This window comes from Pseudoalteromonas sp. PAB 2.2, assembly GCF_001938575.1.
GTDB lineage: Bacteria > Pseudomonadota > Gammaproteobacteria > Enterobacterales > Alteromonadaceae > Pseudoalteromonas > Pseudoalteromonas lipolytica.
The window spans coordinates 20343-40882 of record NZ_LYPI01000015.1; the positions used below are offsets into that span (position 1 = coordinate 20343).

15 protein-coding genes are annotated in these 20540 nt (G+C 43.6%); 5 read left to right on the forward strand and 10 right to left on the reverse strand.

Translation table 11 applies throughout. The features are described from left to right. Positions 1-678, forward strand: coding sequence for a nitroreductase family protein (locus tag BWD47_RS14075; RefSeq protein ID WP_036974058.1), 678 nt, complete (start codon positions 1-3; stop codon positions 676-678). Here the strand turns inward: BWD47_RS14075 and BWD47_RS14080 are convergent. The 3 genes from BWD47_RS14080 to BWD47_RS14090 are packed head-to-tail and all read right to left on the reverse strand — an operon-like array spanning position 671 to position 5318. Then, positions 671-1732, reverse strand: a complete 1062-nt coding sequence (locus BWD47_RS14080; protein WP_075594159.1) for an efflux RND transporter periplasmic adaptor subunit — start codon at positions 1730-1732, stop codon at positions 671-673. The genes BWD47_RS14075 and BWD47_RS14080 overlap by 8 nt on opposite strands. After that, on the reverse strand, positions 1722-5009 hold the full coding sequence (locus BWD47_RS14085; protein ID WP_075594160.1) for an efflux RND transporter permease subunit: 3288 nt from the start codon (positions 5007-5009) through the stop codon (positions 1722-1724). The genes BWD47_RS14080 and BWD47_RS14085 overlap by 11 nt, the downstream gene beginning before the upstream one ends. Before the next feature lie 3 nt (positions 5010-5012). Next, positions 5013-5318, reverse strand: a complete 306-nt coding sequence (locus BWD47_RS14090) for a metalloregulator ArsR/SmtB family transcription factor (protein ID WP_036974065.1) — start codon at positions 5316-5318, stop codon at positions 5013-5015. Positions 5319-5452: 134 nt separating this feature from the next. Here BWD47_RS14090 and BWD47_RS14095 point away from each other — a divergent pair, with 134 nt between their 5' ends. The 3 genes from BWD47_RS14095 (at position 5453) to BWD47_RS14105 (ending at position 7834) form a co-directional block, all read left to right on the forward strand. After that, positions 5453-5641, forward strand: a complete 189-nt coding sequence (locus tag BWD47_RS14095) for a DUF2892 domain-containing protein (RefSeq protein WP_036974067.1) — start codon at positions 5453-5455, stop codon at positions 5639-5641. Between the two features lies 1 nt (position 5642). Next, positions 5643-5987 carry a rhodanese-like domain-containing protein gene (locus BWD47_RS14100; RefSeq protein WP_036974070.1) on the forward strand — a complete coding sequence of 115 codons (345 nt, stop codon included), beginning with the start codon at positions 5643-5645 and terminating at the stop codon, positions 5985-5987. Positions 5988-6049: 62 nt separating this feature from the next. After that, positions 6050-7834, forward strand: coding sequence for an alkaline phosphatase (locus tag BWD47_RS14105; RefSeq protein ID WP_075594161.1), 1785 nt, complete (start codon positions 6050-6052; stop codon positions 7832-7834). Here BWD47_RS14105 and BWD47_RS14110 read toward each other — a convergent pair. From BWD47_RS14110 to BWD47_RS14135, 5 genes are all read right to left on the reverse strand, one after another. Beyond that, positions 7831-8370 carry a PH domain-containing protein gene (locus BWD47_RS14110; RefSeq protein ID WP_036974075.1) on the reverse strand — a complete coding sequence of 180 codons (540 nt, stop codon included), beginning with the start codon at positions 8368-8370 and terminating at the stop codon, positions 7831-7833. The genes BWD47_RS14105 and BWD47_RS14110 overlap by 4 nt on opposite strands. Before the next feature lie 108 nt (positions 8371-8478). Further along, the gene (locus tag BWD47_RS14115; protein WP_075594162.1) at positions 8479-12795 is read right to left on the reverse strand and encodes an alpha-1,6-glucosidase domain-containing protein; all 4317 of its coding nucleotides are present in this window, start codon (positions 12793-12795) and stop codon (positions 8479-8481) included. Between the two features lie 22 nt (positions 12796-12817). Next, entirely contained in the window at positions 12818-15712 is a 2895-nt protein-coding gene (locus BWD47_RS14120) for a TonB-dependent receptor (RefSeq protein WP_036974081.1), read from the reverse strand. A 180-nt stretch (positions 15713-15892) separates the two neighbouring features. Next, on the reverse strand, positions 15893-16510 hold the full coding sequence (locus BWD47_RS14125; protein ID WP_036974083.1) for a LysE family translocator: 618 nt from the start codon (positions 16508-16510) through the stop codon (positions 15893-15895). Positions 16511-16691: 181 nt separating this feature from the next. Further along, complete coding sequence (locus BWD47_RS14135) at positions 16692-17096, reverse strand: DUF3224 domain-containing protein (protein ID WP_075594164.1); 405 nt, start codon at positions 17094-17096, stop codon at positions 16692-16694. 78 nt (positions 17097-17174) lie between these two features. Here BWD47_RS14135 and BWD47_RS14140 point away from each other — a divergent pair, with 78 nt between their 5' ends. Then, entirely contained in the window at positions 17175-18947 is a 1773-nt protein-coding gene (locus BWD47_RS14140; protein ID WP_075594165.1) for an ABC transporter transmembrane domain-containing protein, read from the forward strand. 69 nt (positions 18948-19016) lie between these two features. Here the strand turns inward: BWD47_RS14140 and BWD47_RS14145 are convergent, their stop codons facing one another. Further along, positions 19017-19649 carry an OmpA family protein gene (locus tag BWD47_RS14145; protein WP_036974089.1) on the reverse strand — a complete coding sequence of 211 codons (633 nt, stop codon included), beginning with the start codon at positions 19647-19649 and terminating at the stop codon, positions 19017-19019. Between the two features lie 69 nt (positions 19650-19718). After that, complete coding sequence (locus BWD47_RS14150) at positions 19719-20498, reverse strand: ABC transporter substrate-binding protein (RefSeq protein ID WP_036974287.1); 780 nt, start codon at positions 20496-20498, stop codon at positions 19719-19721. Positions 20499-20540: the final 42 nt, after the last annotated feature.

Below are 20540 nucleotides of genomic sequence, written 5' to 3' on the forward strand. Positions count from 1 at the left end.
ATGCAAGAACACAAAAATAAGCCACTCAATGATTTTATTGAATACCCTCATGACGAAATGCTCAAGCGTGCAGAAGAATTTTTAGCCGTGAGTCAGCGACGACACAGTATTCGCAGTTTTAGTGACCGCCCAGTACCAAAAGAAATAATTGCAACCTGTATTAAAGCCGCAGGTACTGCACCGAGTGGCGCAAACCATCAACCTTGGCACTTTGTTGCGATACACAGTCATGACGTTAAAAAACAAATTCGTGATGCGGCAGAAAAACTGGAACGCTCCTTTTACGAAGGCCGTGCTGGCGAAGAATGGCTGAACGCTCTAAAACCACTTGGCACCGATGCCAGTAAACCCTACCTTGAGCATGCCCCTTGGCTGATTGCTGTATTCAGTCAAAAGAAAGGCGGTATTACATCCGATGACAAAAACACCAACTATTATGTGCATGAATCTGTCGGCCTTGCCACAGGCTTTTTGATTCAAGCCCTGCACAGAGCAGGACTTGCCACACTAACGCATACGCCAAAACCAATGAGCTTTTTAACCGAGATTTGTGGTCGAGATAAAGATAACGAACGCCCTTATATGCTCCTTATCGCAGGCTACCCGAGTGCTGATGCAACCCTGCCTGAGCATGCCTTAGTGAAAAAGCCACTGGACGAGATAGCAACCTTTATTTAAGCTCAAAATCAACAGCCAGCACATCACCAGGGTTTAAGCCTGTAACGATGTGCTGCTTATTACGCACCATTTCGCCTAAGCGTACGTAGCGACGCACAATATGACCGCCTTCTTTCACATACACCATACTTAATTGACCATATTGATGCACCCAGCTTGGGTCAATCAATACGCCTTTGGCAGTGACCAATGGTAAACGTAATTGCGCATACAATCCCGGCATTAACCCTATTTGAGCCTGCGTTTCTAAGCGGATTTCCATACTGCGGGCTGCGCTATCAGCTACGGGAACAATTTCGGTTACCGTTGCGCTCATAGATGTCGATAATGCTGGAAGCGTTACTGTTAATGTTTGCCCAACAGCCAACTTAATAGCTTGCTGCTCCCTGACATTAAACGCCAATTGCAATTGTTGTGGGTTATAAAGCGCAAGTAACGGTTTGCCCGGAGTAGCGGTATCACCCGGTTCAGCAAATCGCTCTACGACCACGCCTGAAATAGGCGCTTTAATTTTTGTAAAACTCAATGCCACTTGCGCTTGAGTTTGCTGCTGCTTAGCAATGGTTAGATTTGCGCTTAAATTATCAAACCTTGCTTTCGCATCATCATAATCACTGACTGACACTAAACCTTGTTTGAAAAGGTCATTAACTCGCTTGAGCTGCTTTTCAGCTTGGGTAAGCGAGGCATTAATAGCATTAATTTGTGCGTCACTTTGAGCAAGCTGTGCTTTAAAATCGTCTTGTTGTAAGGTAATTAATACATCACCTTGGCGCACAGTGTCACCAGCACGCACATTTAAACGTTCAACTTGCGCCATAACGCGCGATGATATTTGGGTATTTTGCTTAGCAATAACGGTCCCTGGCACAATTTCATCACGTGCAATATCAGCCAATGTCACGGTTAGTAACTGACCTGCGTACTCACTCGCCGCGGGATTTTTTATGCCTGGGGCTTGTTTATCAGAAAAGCTGCCAGCCATGTAAAGTACCGCAACAATAATGACCATTAACGCGATAATTGAACCAATTAGTTTCGATTTACCCTGCATGAGCGTGTTCCTCTTTGGCTGCATCCTTTGCAAACACTAAATAATAAACCAGTGGCACAACAAACAATGAGAACAGTGTTGATGCCACAATACCAAAAATAATCGCAATCGCTAGGCCACTGAACACAGGGTCTAAAGTGATTACCAAGTTACCTAATAAAGTGGTGCCTGCGGTCAGTAAAACAGGCCGCATACGCACAGTACCCGCTGCAATAAGTGCTTCTTTAATAGCCATACCTTGCCCGCGCGCTTGATTAATAAACTCAACTAAAATAAGTGAGTTACGCACAACTATCCCCGCAAGCGCAATCATGCCTATCATGGCCGTTGCAGTGAACAGCACAGGCTCAGGGGCGCCAGCAATACTGCGCTCACCAAATTGATTCAATAACCAAAAACCCGGCATGATACCAATGACCGTCAAGGGAATAGCCGACATAATAATCAGTGACAAACTGGCAGAGTGTGTTTGAATACGCAGAATGATAAAAATGGCCGTTAATGCAAACGCAAACGCAATCCCCATGTCACGGAATACATCAATGGTTATGCGCCATTCACCTTCACCACTGAAAGTGACCTCTGTCCCCGCAGGTAATTGCCATGACGCGGTGCCACCGTTACTAAAAAAATGCCTGCTTTGCCAATCACTTTGCTTGAACGCATTACTGCTAACAGCTAAATCTGCATTAACATCGGCAATTACCTCAGCGGGTGTCCGGCCATTGAGTTCAGCCATGACGTAAATCACATTTCGCTGATCTTTACGCATAATCGGTTTTGCAACATCGCGATATTTAAATGCCCCTAACTCAGATAATGCCACCAGCGGGCGTGGCGCACTTTGCAGCCCAAACTCATCGCTGGTTTTTGCAAGCTCTCTGTCGCCACGAACTTGCAATGCGAGTAACTGAGCAAATTGGTTACGATCTTGATATGGTAGCTGCAATTTAATAGCGACAGGGTTAGTTTCTCCACTAACATACAGCACACCAACATTTTGGCCGTGCGAGGCAATCGCTAAAGCGTGTGCGATATCTTGGGTTGAAACAGCCGATAACGACGCTTTGGTTTTATCCGTTATGAAGCGTTGTAATGGCGCACTGGCAGCCATACTGGTATCAACTTCGACTACATGCGGTTCTTGTTTAAGTCTATTTGCAACAGCAGCTGCAGCCTGATGGTGCGTGTGTGTATCAACAAATGGATCACTGTATACTTCGGCCACCAAGGTGCTTAGGACAGGAGGCCCTGGCGGTACTTCAACCACTTTTAGCACAATACCCTCGGTTGCCAGAGGGGCTAATGCAGCACGTAAGCGCATAACCACACCATGAGATTGATGGTCACGCTCGGTTTTATCAAGTAGTAATACTCTAAGCTCAGCAAGGTTTGCGGCTTCTCTTCGGTAATACCCACGGACCATACCATTAAAGTCCATGCTTGATGGCTGGCCGACATACGCTGCGGCTTCGCTCACTTCATTTAATTGCCAAGTGACCGATTGCACTTTTCGGGTAAAAGCGGCTGTTTGCTCAAGACTGGTGCCTTCTGGCATATCGATTAAGACTTGGAGTTCGTTTTTATTATCAAACGGTAGCAACTTTAATGGGACAGCGCGCATTACTGGCAGCATGGCACTGGCGATAAACAACCCTAAGGTGGTCCATAGTACTAGTTTTGCACGGCCTTTAGATTCAAGTAATGGCGACAAAATACGCTCATATAAACTATGAGGGTTGGCCTCTAATTGCATGTTGTCATCAACGGGGGCTTTGAGTAATTTCATGGCCAGCCATGGCGTCACAAAAAACGCCACCATAGTTGAAACCATTACACTAACAGGCACATTGAATGCCATAGGTGCCATGTAAGGGCCCATCATGCCAGTAATAAACGCAAGCGGAATGAATGCCACCATAATGGTTAGAGTCGACATAAATAGAGCCACTCTAATTTCACTCATGGCATCAACAATATTTTGTTTTTTATCACCTTTTTTAGTTATAAAACGGCTGATATTGTCGATTCCTGTAATAGGATCATCAACAAGTAAGCCCAGAGATAAAATCAGTGCAAACAGTGTTACTCGGTTAATGGTATACCCAAATACGAAATCGAGCGTTAAAGTAATACCGTAGCAAATAGGCACCGCAAGACCGACCACAATAGCGGGTCGCCAGCCTAAAAACACGCCAACAAAAATAACCACTGTAAATACTGCAAACACCAAACTAGAAGTGAGGTTATTCACTTTTTCATTGGCAGTTCGGCCATAGTCACGCAGTACCGTGTAGCCAACTTCATCAGGCAATAATGTCACCGATAGCTGGTTCATCACATCATGCACTTGATTCGCAACAGCCACCGCATTTGTGCCTGCTTGCTTGGCAACACTAATCGTCACTAATGGCAGTTGCTGCTCAGTATCTGACTGAGCAAGCCATTGATAACTTTGGGCTTCGCTGGGACCATCGGCGACAGTCGCCACATCATTCAAATAAACACTTTTACCATTTACTACGTTAACAACGAGGTGTTCAATTGCCGACTGAGTACGTAATACATCCCCCACTTGCAAAGCAATGTGCTGTTTACCATCTACAACACTGCCAACATTAACTAGCTGGTTAGACACCTTGAGGGCATAATATACGTCGTTTAAGGTGGTTTGGTGTGCCGCTAATGCACTGGCATCAAGGTCGATAGTGAGCTGCCGAGTTCGACCTGCTATCACTTTGACTTCGCTGGTATTTTCAATGCGCTGTAAGCTTGTGGCAATTTCATTCGCAAAACGCGTTAACTGGTAGTCATCATAGAGTTTTGGGTCTTTGCTGAACAACCCAAGCATCACAATTGGCACATCATTCACCTCAACGGGGCGAATTTGCCACGATGTAATCACTGACGCCATAGTGTGCTGGTAACTGTAAAGCTTGGCATACGTATCGAGTATCGCTTTTTCGCGATCATGGCCCACTTCAAAGCGCAATGTAACCACGGCATTATTACTGTGTGTCGTCGAGTAGATGTGTTCAACACCGGTTAATTGCGCTAATAGCTTTTCTAATGGTTCTGTCACTAACCGAGCGACTTCTGGGGCTTCAACATTCGGGGCAGCAACATAAATATCGAGCATGGGCACCACTATTTGTGGTTCCTCTTCGCGTGGTGTTTGCTTTAGCGCCATGAGACCAAGCAGTATCGCCATTATAAAAATAATGACTGGAATTCGCCCACTTAAGCTATTTTTTACGGCATTATCGATAGCATTCATCCCTTAACTACCTTTACAAAATAAACCATGAAGTGTTTCTAAAATAGCCATCACACTTTTATCAACGACACGATAGTAAATTGTTTGGCTTTCACGACGAGTCGCCACAATTTCAGCTTTTCTGAGTGCAGCTAAATGCTGAGACAAAGCAGACTGTGCCAGAGGAACCGCTTCATTAAGCTCACTGACACTCAGTTCTCCCTCTTGCAATGAGCATAGAATCATCAAGCGATTTTTATTCGCTAAGATCTTTAATATTTGCTCTGCTTGTTCAACATTGTCGGCCATTGCCGCAAAATCGATGTTCATAATCACACCACTCTATATTCTTAAATACCCGTAAAGTATAGATAGATATATTAGAAAAGTCTAATATTAGAATTTACTAATGTAGATTTTTCTAATATATTAATTACATCACCCTTTGTTATTGAGGTTTAATTATGAAACTAAATGACGCGCTCCGCCTTATTGCTGGTGTAATGATCTGTATTTCATTGTTGCTCCAACAGTTTCACAATCCTATGTGGATTTGGTTTACGGTATTTATTGCTCTAAACTTAATTCAATCGGCATTCACTAAGTGGTGTCCTATGATCACCCTATTACGCAAACTTGGCATGGAGGATTAGTATGCTAACCCCAATTCCTGACCTAATGAAAATTGTTGCCCCTAATCAGCGCCGCATTAGTGCAGAGCAAGCAAAACAAGAATTAAGCGAAAATCATGGTTTATTGATTGATGTACGTGAGCCCGCCGAGCATGCCACAAAAGCCGCAACAGGTGCGATTAATATCCCGCGCGGTGTGCTTGAAATGAAACTAATGGAAATTGAAAAAGACCCTGCTCGGCCAATCTATTTGCACTGTGCAAGTAGCGCCCGGGCCACACTCAGTGCTGAAGCACTAACCCGCGTAGGTTACGAAAATGTCACAGTAATTACGTGTAATGCTGAACAAATCTGCCACGTTTTTTAGCTTCACAGAACAGTAACACTGGTCGGATAAGCTCTTACTTTTCTATTAACAGGTACAGAGCAATGACATTTACACGAAGACATTTTTTAAAAGCATCGGCGGCCGGATTTGGGGTCGCCGTTTTATCTTTAGGCTTAACGGGCTGCACTTTAGACGACGATGAAGATGTCAGCACCCATGTCAGTTTTGACCATGGCGTTGCAAGTGGTGACCCACTGGCCGATAGCCTTATAATTTGGACCCGCGTTACGCCTCTTGATACCGCAACCTCCAGTATTAAAGTCAAGTGGCAAGCATCTACCGATGCTAATTTTGACACGATTAGCCACGATGGCGAGACCGACGTAACAGCGGCAACTGATTTCACCTTAAAAGTTGATCTACAAGGATTAACTGCAAACACCACCTATTATTTCCGCTTTATAAGTAATGGCAAAACATCACCTATTGGGAAAGGTAAAACACTCCCTACGGGCACCATTGAGCAAGTAAAATTTGCAGTTGTGTCATGTGCCAACTACCCCGCAGGCTTTTTCCATGTGTATGGTGAAATAGCTAAGCAAACCGATTTAGATGCGGTACTGCATTTGGGTGATTACATTTACGAATACGGTAATAACGGCTATGCCACAGAGGATGCAGCCTTACTTGGACGCTTACTGCCCAATGATAACAGTGAAGAAATTATTTCGCTTACTGATTACCGCAAACGCTATGCCCATTACCGTACAGATAAAGACTTACAAGCCGCACACGGTAATTGCGCATTTATAACGGTGTGGGACGACCACGAAATTACCAACGACACGTGGAAAAATGGAGCTGAAAACCATAACGAAGGAGAAGGCGATTTTACCGAACGTAAGCTGCACGCCTTACAAGCCTATTTTGAATGGATGCCAATACGCAATGTCGCCGATAAAGAACGAATTTATCGCCGTTTTGAATTTGGTAATTTAGTGTCATTGCACATGCTCGATACGCGTGTTTTAGCCCGTGATGAACAACTAAACTATGCCGACTTTGATTTAACAAGTGCACAAGGACAAAGCGATTTTGCCGCTGCAATCAGTTCACCATCGAGAGCCCTATTAGGAAACGAGCAACTCACTTGGCTTACCGATGGGTTAAGTACGGCAACAACACAATGGCAAGTACTGGGTCAGCAAGTATTAATGACTAAAATGCACTTACCTTTTGAAATACTGCAACTATTAATGTCAATTCAAATAGCACAAGCCGGAGGCAATGATCCCAGTGAGTTACTTGCAAAAGCCAATGTATTATTCAGCGAACTTGCGCAAATTAAAGGACGCATTTTAGCGGGGGATCCAAGTGTGACAGCACAAGAACGAGCACGGGTAGAAACAACAGCACCTTATAACCTAGATGCATGGGATGGTTATGCTTACGAGAGAGAAGTGATACTTGGCACGGCAATCACTGCAGAGAAGAACCTCGTGGTCCTCGCTGGCGACACTCACAATGCATGGGCAGGCCAACTCGTTACCGATGCGAGTAATCCGTTTGCAGCGTCACACACTGCCGGCGTTGAGTTTGCAACGTCTTCTGTATCATCACCTGGCCTTGAAAACTATTTGGCACTCAACAGCCAGTCAGCCGATACAGTTGCACAGATGGAACAAGTGATCGCATTACTGGTTAATGACTTGGCCTATAATAACCTAGTTGAACGCGGTTATTTAACAGTCACTTTCACCGAACAGCAAGCGCATGCAGAATGGCAATTTGTAAGCAGTATTAAAACGGCCAGTTACACCATGCTCAATGATCGCAAAAAAGCCTTTACGCTAAAAGCTGGAAGCACAACGTTGCAATCTGTTTAACGCTTTTCATCTAATAGCGTAACTAACATTTGCTCAATGTTTTTTACGCTATAGGTCAGTGAACGCAAAAGCGCTAACTGGCTATCCTCAGATTGTGGCTCAGCCTTAGCGCTTGTTTGGCTTATTTCATCCTTTTGCTTTAGGATGGCTTCACGAAATTCAGCAGCATCAATCACGCCGAGTAAAGACACCAAAGCCCCCTGCCCAGATTGCCCAGCCGTTTCGAAGCTGAGTCGGTACAAACCAAACTGACGCATTAAAGGCCCTTGGCTTAATGCCACATCAGTGATTTTTTCAAGCGGTATTGATTTTTCTTCTTTGAAGAACACACCTCGTTTAACCACCAGTTTTCGCGTTAATAGCTGTGCCGACATAGCGGCTAGAATACGCCCTGCCACCAGCCAAATAATAAGAGCAACAATAGGGATAAAAGGAATACCTATCATACTAATCACACAGGTAAACATACCCAGTAATAACCAATACTGTTTTACTTTAGGATTAAAGCGGGCGCTCAATATACTTGTTTCTGACATCACAGGCTCCTTTATAGGTGATTTATCACCATAAACAATCTTCAGCTCTGCTTCAATAAAAATAAAAAAAGCCGAGCAAAGCCCGGCTTAAGGGTACTGCAGGGAAAGCTATTCCACAGCTTCAACCATTACTGTTAGTTTATTCAGATCAGGTCCTTGCACTGTAAAACGATAGTTACCCGCCTGTGTAATACTCAATGAGATATTGGCACCGACAGCTTCTAACGAGGCCGCTTCGCCAAGAACAGCGAGTGGCGATTCACCACTACCACCTAAATTCACTGTGTTCCAGTCACTAGACGCAACTTTGAATTCATAATCGTCAACATCGAGTGCTATTGTCGTACTATATATAGCATCGCCTGCATAGGTTAATAGGTTAACTGGATCCCAATTGTTCATACTTCCACGCAGATAGACAGGGGTTTCACCAAACATTTCTGCGTTAAACACGGTCATGAGTGGCTCTTCAAGGTTGCTAGCATCAAATACAAACTGATATTGGCCATCCCTTGCAATGTCGATAGTCATGTTTGTACCTTTCACTGCAAGCAGTTTCTCAGTTCCTACGGTAACAACCGCACTGCTTTCACCTGAACCATAATCCACCGTTTTCCAATCTCCAGAGGCTACTTTGAACTCATAGCTGCCAGCTATTAATTGCTTAGTGAAGGTGTAAACGCCTTTACCTTGATACATCAATTCGTCACTGGTACTCCAATCATTTAAATTACCACGTACATAGATTGAAGTACCCACAAATGGCTCCTCGTTATACACTTTAAGCACTGGGTTCTCGATGTCGGTTGCATCAAATGAGAACACATAGATAGCGTCCATTGTTGCAGTAAAGGTCATATTGGCCCCACTGCGTGCAAGTGGCTCGTCTTCACCTTCAATCACTTCAGCAACATCTGCAGAAAGCGCACCAAAATCAACCGTAGACCAATCTTCAGATGCCACTTTAAACTCATAGCTACCTGCTGTAAGTGGGATGGCAATTTTATATTCGCCATTACCTACATAGTCAAAGCCGTTTGCCGTACCCCAATCGTTTAATGAGCCACGAACATAAACGGTTGTACTACCGAATGGCACGATATCTGGTGCACCCGCAGTAGCATTAGCACTTAGACCTTCACCTTGCGTAACACCTTGTGGTTTCACAAACACAGCAATCGTGTAAGCAGGAACTGTAAAAGTCCCCTCCCCCTCACCTGTCATAAAGCTTGCTGCTGACATACTTGAATCAACACTCGCTTTTAAAACAGGATGTAACTCAAAACCGTAGGCAGTAGATATCGTATGCGATAAGCTTTGCTCGGTTCCATTCATAATCACTACAATCGCATCATACTGGCTATCAAGGTCCGTCAAACCAACGCCATCATCAATGCTCATAACCACTAAACCTTGCTGTTGACGTTTTCCAATATTATGGAAACCTACGCGGTCTAATATGTCTTGTTCCGTGGTTAGGCTAAATAGCGGACTACTACTGCGAATTGATAAGAACTCAGTAAATACATTACTTGCATATTCAATGTCGCTTGCCATCGCTTGCGCATTGGTATTTGCTGAAATTGGTGCGATTTCGCCCCATTTAGCTTGGTTATCTTGTGCCGGTGGTAAACCGACATTCCAGTTATTAGTTGCTTTACTGAAATCAACAAAATTGAACCAATCGCCAGAATCATAGCTGTTACGATCCATTGATTTAGAACGCAACATATCCGCACCCATTTGCATAAATGGAATACCTTGGCTCATTAATGGCATCGCTAGAGCCATATTGTGAATACGCACACGCTCTTCAATATTTAGGTTATTGCCGTGTTTATATTGCAGCTGATCCCACAATGTTTCGTTATCATGCTTAGAGACATAGTTAATACTATCAGCAGGGTCCAGTGCATAGGCTGCAGGCTGCGTATTCCAACTAAAGCTACTGCCTTTTGCTGAATTGCCTTTAAAGTCTTTAAGAATGTAGTTTTGTAAGTTACCGGCAAGCGATAAGCGAAGCGTATCTTGCTCGGCTAAGTTGCCATCTGTCGCACTATTACTAAAGAAAGCACCACCACGAATTGCTTCACGAATTCGGTCATTAAAGGTACCGACTTCTGTGCCAGCCATATCTATTTGCTTAGCTTGCACAAACAATCGATTATCAGCTACTTCCTCAAAGTTCCAACCTTCACCGTAGAAATAGGTATCAGGGTCAACCGCTTGCACTGCACTAAGAGCCGTCATAATTGACGCTTTTGGCATATGCCCCATCACATCAAAGCGGAAGCTATCGTAACCAAAATCACGAGCTAGAATCACCATAGAGTCAGCAACAAACTTATCCATCATGACATGTTCTGTTGCTGTATTTTCACAACAAGTTGAGCGTTCGATATCACCGGATATTTCGTTATATCTGTGGTAATAACCTGGTACCAGTTTATCGAAGACTGATTTATCCCAGACACCTGATGACGTGGTGTGGTTATAAACAACATCAAGCACGACACGTAAACCAATTTCTTGTAAAGACTGAATCATCGCACGCGTTTCTTTAACTCGTGCTATACCTTCAGGCGATGAAGCGTAAGAGCCTTCTGGGGCAATAAAGTGATGCGGATCATAACCCCAGTTAAAACTATCAACACCACGCATTGCATTGGCAAGTGCTTGTGCATCATCAGACCCCGGTAGGTATGAAGCCATTAGGTCAATAATCAATGCGCTCTTATCTTCAGTTTTACATGCATCGGCATCATCGTTAATGCGTGTACATAAATCACCTAACGTTGCTGTAATATCTACACGTTGGCTCGCATCTTCGTCAATAGTGCCAATATCTGTCAGTGGCAGTAAGTGGAAATGTGTTAAGCCATTATCAGCTAGCTTTTTAAGATGTCGCATTGGCGCACTATCAAGCTCAGTAAACGCAAGATACTTACCACGGTTTGCTTCACTTACCGTTTCATCGCGAACACTAAAGTCACGTACATGGCCTTCGTAAATCACCGCTTGTTCGGGGTAATCAATGGTTGGTACAACACGATCATCCCAGCCACTCGGTTTAGTATCGTCATCATCAAGATTAATTAGTTGGCTGTATAAACCATTAGTTGAAACATTTAAAGAGTAAGGATCTGTGCTCCATAAACGTTCAATTTGCTTGGTAGTAGGATGATAAACATCAAACATAAAACGGTAGTAATGGCGATCGTGACTGATATCGACATTACTAGACCAAATACCCGTTGTGCTATCAAAGGTCATAGCAAGTTGTTCAAGCTCAGTTTTATTAGCATCGTAAAGCGCTAATTTCATATTGCTTGCAGTAGGCGCCCATACCGAGATATCAATGCCATTATTGGCGTAATGCACACCTAGTTGTGCTTCATTGGCATCACTTTCACCGCTGGTGTACAAGTCATCGAGAGCTTTAGCGGTTTGCACATAAGTTGCTTCAATTAGCTTGCCATCAGCATCATAGCCTGCCACAACCAACTGGTGTTTAATCAGCTCTTTTGCAGCGGCTGCATCCCAGCTACCTTGGTAAGCATTCCATGCAGCAAGGTGTGGCACTTTAGCTACTTGCTCATCGTTCAAAGACGTCGATGTTAGTTCAACCACTTGACCATTTAACTCACCAGTATCTTCATCGACAGCTAAATCTGCACTGCTTGAAGCGTGCAATTTAATAATACTCGTAAGCTCATTGCTTGGTTTATAAATCACCGTTGAAAGATCAATCCAATGCGCAGACGCACCAGAAATACTCACCGGACGCTCACCTAAGCTAACAATTGGGTATTCAAATACTGATGGTTCACCATGAATGGTAAAGTTCATACGTTGGAACTTTTCATCGTCTTGCATCAATGGCATTTTTAAATCGACATCACCAAACGCTTTGCCTGAACCTTCAGTACCAATATGTACAATGAAGTTGGCACACTCGTTGTAGCCGTCTTTGAGTTTTACAATCCAGTACGCGCCATAGTTCGGATCGATACCATCGTATTCATGACCATTTGCCCAATCCGTCGCATCAAACGGTGCTGCATATGCATCACACACATCATTATTCCACGTGTGCAAACGATACCCTTCATAAGCATCATCACTGGTACGGTTATAGAACAAAATGGCTTCGTCACCCGCTGGAAAAACCACAGGATCAGGCAGTGTTGGATCAGCCCCAACTACACAGCTCTCATTATTTTCATCAGGCACAGTTGGGGCCGGACAATTAATCGGGGGTGGATCAACACATTCAGTACCCGCTGCATTGGGGATCTGCGGTACGCTACAGGTCAATAAAACTTGCCCTGAATCAATATCATTACTAGCTCCACCACCACATGCAGCTAGCAACGCTATGCTACAGGTAATGAGTAAGCGGTTAAAATCAGCTATTATTTTCATATTATTATCTCCAGCTTACTGATCAATGGTTATAGGTAAAACCTAAGTAAAATTGGCGACCAAAGAATTGCGTGGTCCCTGTTTTACTGGTTGTACCGAAGTAGCTTTGTGTAGGCTCATCAGTCAGGTTATTCACTTGTAATAACATGCCAAATGAATCTGTGAACTGATACGATGTTTGGAAATCGATAACGGTTTCCGCATCAAAGTTCACCACTTGCTCATTGACAGCAACTTGCTCAGAGACAAAATCATCGCGATAGCGCACATTTAAGCGTGTTTCAAAGTTTTCGTAGCTGTAAAAAAGTGTCCCGTTAAAGACGTTGTTTGAGAGACCCGGTAAGTCTTGCGAAACAGAATCACCACCTAAATCGGTGATTGATTGCACTTCACTCTCGGTATACGAATAACTGGCATTAATCCCTAGCCCTTCAAACGGTGATGGCAAGAAAGAGAAAACTTGCGTATAAGCAAGCTCAATCCCGCGAATATACCCCCCTTTAGCATTGTTAACCGCAGTTGTGTACACACCATTAGTGGTTTCGATTTGCTCACCGCTTACAGGGTCGACAATGTACTCAGGGACGTTGAAGCCATTCCCTTTAAAATCAAAGTTTTCAATAGCTATCGTATCTATGAATGAATCAATATTCTTATAGAACGCCGCCACGACTAAGGCACCATCCGTATCTTCAAAGTATTGCTCATAAGAAATATCGTATTGATTCGCATAGAAAGGTTTTAAGAATGGGTTATTCGTACTTGAACCATTAATTTCGCCATCATTATTAACCGATGCACTGGCGTCACCCGCTAAACGGTTAATCGGAGCACGTGCCATCACTTTTGCTGCAGCAAAACGAATTTGCGTTGCATCACTGATTTTAAAGTTAAGGTTTAATGATGGTAGGTAGTCTGTGTATTTAATGCCTAATATGTTTGGTGCATAAAGGTCGTTAACAATGCCGTTATCATCGACAATGTATTGCGCACCGAGTTGTGGATCACTCCCAACGTTTTCAAGCACCGTCGCTGATTGGTCCGTATCAACACGACGAATACCAATGTTACCTGTGACAGGCAGTTTGCCAATTTCGGTATCAATATTGAGCATGAGATACGCTGATACCACTTCTTCATACACTGAACCACTTTGTAGCATGGTCCATGAGTAGTTAGTGGTATAACCTTGTGTATCTGGCTCACCATCACCATCTAAATCAACAACCCCCTCAGCGTTACCCCAAGTTTGAACAGGTTGTGGGATGCCATTAGGGAACCACGCGTTTAGTGCTTTATCCAAATCTATCGCTAAGTATGATGGGAAATAACTAAACTCACCCTGCCAATCAACCACGGTGGTCATGTCATCAGTCAAACGAAGTGGAGGTTGAGTGGCTGAGAATGCGCCATCGTTACCGTACTCAAATACTGACCGATTATTGCTGTATTCACGGTCTGAGTAACGCGCACCAAATTCAATTGAGCTAAACCAGTTATTCTCTAACTCATATTTAAAATCGAGTCGGAACGCTTTGACTTCATCTTCATTTTCATACGGGTAAATGCCGTATTTACTAAGCATAACGCGATCAATATCGCTGAATGCATCAGCTTGATTAAAACCAATATCAGGTAAATCAAGACCGTTTAATTGATAATTTAGTGACACATTGGTATCAAATACCGGATTATCAATTGTAGCGTCTTCCGCCACCAGTGCCCAAAGTAAGCCATTGCGGAAATTACTCTTCGCGCGTGATAACGACACATCAGCATTGACATTTAAGCGCTCGGTTACTTGCCAATCGGCGTTAATTCCATAGCTATCAACTTCATCAAAATCTTGATTATCATCATTGACTATTTCAACACGGGTAAAGCTATTTGATGTGCGGTTGATTGCTCCACCGATTACCGCATTGCCGTCAAGTAAGGGGTTCGCATAGACAGCTGACGGGCCACCAAATTTAACCCGAAAACCACGGGCAAATGATTCGCTATCAAAACGAGATAAAAACGCATCACCTTTCAGTTTAAAGTTATCGGTTGGTGCCCATTCAATCGATGTTAAATAGCCATTACGCGTTTCTTCACCACCTAAATGCTGAAGCTCGAAACCTTCACTGATATATTCATTAGCGGGGTTATCTGCAGGGCCATCGATGTCATTTGCAAGTCCGTCAACATCTTTATTACCGTTATATGCTAGACCGATAAACTGGGTGGCAACACTAGGTTGGAATAAGCGAGCATAACCTAGCGCTACACCGAGGGTATCATCAAAGAACTTACCCTGATAAGAAAAGCTAATACGGTCGCCATATTCAGTGGCATCAAAAACCTCTGAAGCACGATCGTTATACATACCGCGCACATTAGCGGTAAATTTGTGTTGCTGGTCATTATCCAGTGGGCTGGCTGTTTGTAACTCAACAGTACCGGCAACGCCCCCTTCGATTAATGATGCTTTGGGTGACTTATACACAGCTGCCGAACTAATTAACTCAGACGGATACTGATCGAACTCAATACTACGGCTACCACTGGTCGATACTTGCTCTCGACCATTGAGAGTCGAAAACACGAATCCACCAGATAAACCTCGAATATTAATTTCGGCAGCTTGGCCACCTGTTCGTACCGCCGAAATACCCGGTAGTCGTGTTAATGCATCTGCCATAGATACATCGGGAAGTGCACCTAAGTCATCAGCAGATAACTGCTCTGATACGGTGTCACTAAAACGTTTTTGGTTTAATGATTGAATTAAACTGCGACTAAAGCCGCGCACTTCGATTACTTCAAGCTCAGGATCAAGTTCCTTTGCAGATGTGCGTTCTGCTTCATTCGCTGCCATAGCACTGTTTGCTGCAACCATTGCCAGCATTAATGCACTTAGCTTAAATTTCCCCATTGGATTCCCACTCTGTTGTCATTGGAGGCGTTATGTTTATTCTTGTTGTCAAAAAACAACCAACAAAGTGTAACCAAAAGGTAAATATTGTGTAATGAATACGTATGCACTATACGTTTCCTGGGGATAAGCAGGAGCTCCTCTCACGTTTTACTATTGAGAGAGGAGCAATAGAGAGCTTTAAAGTGTTATCACGACACGCACTGCAAGTGCGATAAAGATCATGCCGAGTAGTTTTTCAAAAAGTGGATTCGCTTTAGTAAAACCAAAGCGCTTTTTTGATATTTCTGTGAGTAAGGCAACCAACAAATACCAGCCAGTATCCAGTACAAATACGGTTAAGCACATGATCAAGCCAACCTGTAACGTGAGATTTTCTGGGTCAATAAACTGTGAGAAGAGCGCTAAAAAGAACACCGCAAGTTTGGGATTCAAAAACGCAATAGCAAAACCATCTTGTAACGCAGCGCGTTGACTAGGTATGGCTTGTTCAACTTTCACGGCTTGCGAACTGGGTTTTGCCAGTAATATACGTATACCTAAATAAGCAAGGTAGGCGGCACCACCATACACGAGTACATTATAAAGTGTAGGTAACTTGGTCATCAGTGCGCCTAATCCAAGCAAAGAGGCGCTCGCATAAAACCCCACTCCCACACCATGACTCACGGCCGCCAGCATGCCGTTTTTCATACCACCGTGAAGGCTATGCTTTAACACAACCGCTAAACTTGGCCCTGGCGACATAGCACCCATGATACAAATTAACACTAAACTCAACCACTCTGTGAGTGTCATAATTCATTATTCTCTACTAACAATAAAACGGCCGTTATTTGACCATAAAAACCGGTGGCTATGGTGATTGTTTTAACCTGCCAGCCAGATTGGCCTAACTCGTACACTTTCTGATTTAACGCAGTGATATCAAGTCCACCCAGAAAACGTTTCTTTTTAAATTCAATAATTTTTTTGCATATTAGCTTGTTAACTCATACTCAAAATCATAGTAATGAATTCCCGCCTCAATGCGGATTGCCATTTTACCCGTAAGCCCCACCAGTTCACCAGCGCCTGAATCTGGCACGACTTCTAAAATTAACCTGTCTGTGCCTTTATCCATGGTGCCAAAATGTTGTAATACAAAGCTACCTTGTTTGCCATTCAGACTACCAACCACTTGTTCAATAGCAACATATCCTGCACTGCCTTGGGTTGCCGTCATTGCGCTCAGCATCTCTCCTTGGCTAGTTGCCTCCAGAGCGCCTGTAAACGTTTTATCTATCGACATACGGCCAAGATTCACGCTATCTTGACCTGTCGCATACCCTCCAATTGGGTTTAATTTCACGTTAAATTGACCGCTTATCACTGTTGATTCCATACTAATCCCTTATTTTACTGTTGATTTTTAAAGCGATGATAACCATATCTATACCCTATTCACAAATAAGAATCTAGCATGGCAATTAACAAAGAAAAGGCCGCGTTCAGTAGCCTGTTACCCGTTTTAGCGTTTATTAAGCCCTACAAATGGGTGGTATTTGCAGCCCTTGGGGCATTATTACTCACCGCAGGCGTTAACTTGTCACTCGGCCAAGGAGTGAAGTTTGTTATTGATCATGGCTTTATTGCAGGCTCTCAAGAACAACTTCAACAAGCAGTAATGGTTCTTATTGGCCTTATCAGCCTATTAGCAATCGGCACATTTTGTCGTTTTTATTTAATGTCGTGGATAGGTGAACGAGTCAGTAATGATATTCGTAACGCGATTTTCGAGCGAATTGTAACGTTACACCCAAGCTACTTTGAAGAAAACCGTAGCGGCGAGCTGATGTCACGACTCACCACCGACACCACATTGCTGCAATCGATTATTGGCTCATCATTTTCTATGGCGCTTCGTAGCAGCTTAATGTTAGTAGGTGGCCTTGCTATGCTGCTAATTACTAATTTAAAACTTACCTTAGTGGTCGTTGCCTGTGTACCTATGGTGTTAGTTCCTATGCTAATTTTTGGTCGTAAAGTGCGTAAACTAGCAAGTTCGAGCCAAGATGCCATTGCCGATATCAGTACTTATGCAGGCGAAATTATTCAAAATATTAAGGTCGTACAAAGTTTTAGTCATGAAGCGCGCGAAAAAGCGGCTTTTGCTGAAGAAACGAATAAAGCATTTTTGGTCGCGAAAAGTCGTATTAAACAACGCTCACTTTTAATTGCTGCAGTGATCTTTCTAACCTTTAGTGCCATCAGCGTGATGCTTTGGGTAGGCGGCAGTGATGTGCTCGCGGGTACCATGACGGGCGGCGAGCTAGGTGCCTTTGTATTCTATGCCATTATGGTGGCTATGTCGGTTGCAACAGTTGCCGAAGTGTACGGTGAGTTACAACGCGCAGCAGGTGCGGCAGCAAGACTGTTAGAGCTGCTCGCTGTTGAAAGTATGATTCAAAACCCCGCACACAATAAAGATGATCAGCTCGAATTAAATAAAGCTGACCACCCTGCTATTCGTTTTGACAATGTATCATTTAATTATCCATCTAGACCCGATAATGCAGCACTTAGTACACTTAATTTAGAAGTAAAACAGGGTCAAACAGTCGCCATTGTTGGTCCCTCTGGTGCAGGCAAAACAACATTATTTGAATTATTGCAACGATTTTACGATCCGAGCGCAGGGAGTATTTCATTAGCTGGCATTAATATTAAAGAATTATCTCTTCACTGTTTACGCCAACAAATGGGCATGGTGGCACAAAACCCCATTTTGTTTAGCTGCGATGTAATGCATAACATTCGCTATGGCAATCCCCATGCGAGTGACGAGCAGGTATACACGGCAGCCAAATATGCACACGCCGATGAATTTATCACGCAGCTACCGCAGGGCTATCACAGCTTTTTAGGTGAACAAGGGGTACGTCTTTCTGGTGGGCAAAAGCAGCGGATTGTGCTTGCTCGCGCTATTTTAAAGGATCCAGCTATTTTATTACTCGATGAAGCAACCAGCGCACTTGATGCACAAAGCGAGTCTCATGTGCAAGCGGCACTCGAGCACTTAATGAAAGACAGAACAACACTCATTATTGCCCACCGCTTAGCCACCGTAAAACATGCTGACGTCATCGTGGTAATGGACAAGGGTGAAATTATAGCGACAGGTACACACCAGCAGCTATTGACTAGTAACCCACTGTATAAGCAGCTTTGCGAATTGCAATTTAATCGGGATTAATATCCAAGGAGGGATGTCAGGTTTGAAAGGGCATATCAAACCTGACCACAAATCTAGACTACATTAAGCCTAACCTTGTGTGTTTGGTACGATTTGAATCTCTACACGGCGGTTTAAAGCACGACCATTGGCTGTATCATTACTCGCTACAGGGCGTGTTTCGCCATAGCCACGTGTGCTAATACGTGCCGACATAATTTGATGATTAACTAAATAATCTTTAACACTTTGCGCACGTTGCTGCGACAGTGTCATGTTATAGCTGTCTTTACCTGTGCTATCAGTGTGACCTTCAACACTTAAGTAGGTTTTTTCGTATTTGTTCATCACTTGTGCAATGGCATCAAGGGTGCTGTGAAAGCCTGATGAGATATAAGATTGATCTGTCGCAAAAGTGATGTTTGATGGCATAACTAAGCGAATATTATCGCCTTCACGTACCACTTCAACACCCGAGCCTGCTAGCTCGTCACGGAATGCTTCTTCTTGCTTATCCATGTAGTCACCGACAGCAGCACCCGCTAACGCACCAATGGCCGCACCAATAAAGATACGCTTATCATCATGATCGCCTGTTGCTTTACCTAATACCGCACCTGTTGCGGCACCGATTGCAGCACCTTTACCTGTGTTAGTTGTTTCACACCCCGTTAATAAAACGGCTAAAACACCCACTGTTAAAATCGACTTGCTGAAACTCATGTGTCTCTCCATGGCATTTAGTAATTTTGATCTATTAACAATTATGAACACTAAATCATGAACATTAGGTTAATAGTTCTCTTTAATAAGTGTAACAGCTGGTAGGTTATACGCTTTAACTAATTCTGTTAAACGTCCATTACGTACAAGAGCGTGTAACTGAGATTGAATTTCCTTTGCTAACGAGGTGTCGGCAAACTGTTTACTAACAGCCATATGGCCGTAAATAATGTCTTTATAGCGATAAGGCATTTTGACGATCTGCTGTGAAGGGAGTTGTAAATAACCCGAGGCATGATCCGCGGTATCTTCAACTGAAATAACGAGTTCGACGCGATCTTTAAGCAGCATTTCAAACGCATTACCTTCACTCAAAGCCTCCACTTTAGTGAGTGAGCTGTCATTATCAAAACGCGAAAAATAAGCGGCTCCTCGCATGACCGCGATGCGCTTTCCTAGCAAGTCTTGGTAACGATTTATAACGATGTCACGGTCTGCTCTTGCATAGAACCCAAAAGAAGAAGACAACATCATGTACGGAGGAGACATAAACTGCATTTTTTGCTCACGCTCGCTGGTACGAATTAACCCGCCCATCACATCCACTTCATTTTGTTCGAGCATTTTTAAACAGCGAGAAAATGGGCAAGCGACAAATTCTAATTTCATCGGTATGGTACGTTGCAGCTCACGCATAATATCGACCACCGCGCCACTCACATGCCCTTTTTCAGACACAACGCCGTAGGGAGGAGAATGATCAACCGCAACAATAACCCTCTGCACAGGTTCTGCATACAAGGAGCTTGATATAAGTACTAATAATAGGCTTACGATACTCAGTCTCATAGGGTTACTCGTTACTACGTTCATACCTTACTATATATCCTA

Coding starts and splice junctions, on each gene's coding strand:
- BWD47_RS14110 (WP_036974075.1), bottom strand. CDS start 8,370: ATGTCAGAAACAAGTATATTGAGCGCCCGCTTTAATCCTAAAGTAAAA.
- BWD47_RS14145 (WP_036974089.1), bottom strand. CDS start 19,649: ATGAGTTTCAGCAAGTCGATTTTAACAGTGGGTGTTTTAGCCGTTTTA.
- BWD47_RS14105 (WP_075594161.1), top strand. CDS start 6,050: ATGACATTTACACGAAGACATTTTTTAAAAGCATCGGCGGCCGGATTT.
- BWD47_RS14115 (WP_075594162.1), bottom strand. CDS start 12,795: ATGAAAATAATAGCTGATTTTAACCGCTTACTCATTACCTGTAGCATA.
- BWD47_RS14075 (WP_036974058.1), top strand. CDS start 1: ATGCAAGAACACAAAAATAAGCCACTCAATGATTTTATTGAATACCCT.
- BWD47_RS14125 (WP_036974083.1), bottom strand. CDS start 16,510: ATGACACTCACAGAGTGGTTGAGTTTAGTGTTAATTTGTATCATGGGT.
- BWD47_RS14090 (WP_036974065.1), bottom strand. CDS start 5,318: ATGAACATCGATTTTGCGGCAATGGCCGACAATGTTGAACAAGCAGAG.
- BWD47_RS14095 (WP_036974067.1), top strand. CDS start 5,453: ATGAAACTAAATGACGCGCTCCGCCTTATTGCTGGTGTAATGATCTGT.
- BWD47_RS14135 (WP_075594164.1), bottom strand. CDS start 17,096: ATGGAATCAACAGTGATAAGCGGTCAATTTAACGTGAAATTAAACCCA.
- BWD47_RS14080 (WP_075594159.1), bottom strand. CDS start 1,732: ATGCAGGGTAAATCGAAACTAATTGGTTCAATTATCGCGTTAATGGTC.
- BWD47_RS14100 (WP_036974070.1), top strand. CDS start 5,643: ATGCTAACCCCAATTCCTGACCTAATGAAAATTGTTGCCCCTAATCAG.
- BWD47_RS14140 (WP_075594165.1), top strand. CDS start 17,175: ATGGCAATTAACAAAGAAAAGGCCGCGTTCAGTAGCCTGTTACCCGTT.
- BWD47_RS14150 (WP_036974287.1), bottom strand. CDS start 20,498: ATGAGACTGAGTATCGTAAGCCTATTATTAGTACTTATATCAAGCTCC.
- BWD47_RS14085 (WP_075594160.1), bottom strand. CDS start 5,009: ATGAATGCTATCGATAATGCCGTAAAAAATAGCTTAAGTGGGCGAATT.
- BWD47_RS14120 (WP_036974081.1), bottom strand. CDS start 15,712: ATGGGGAAATTTAAGCTAAGTGCATTAATGCTGGCAATGGTTGCAGCA.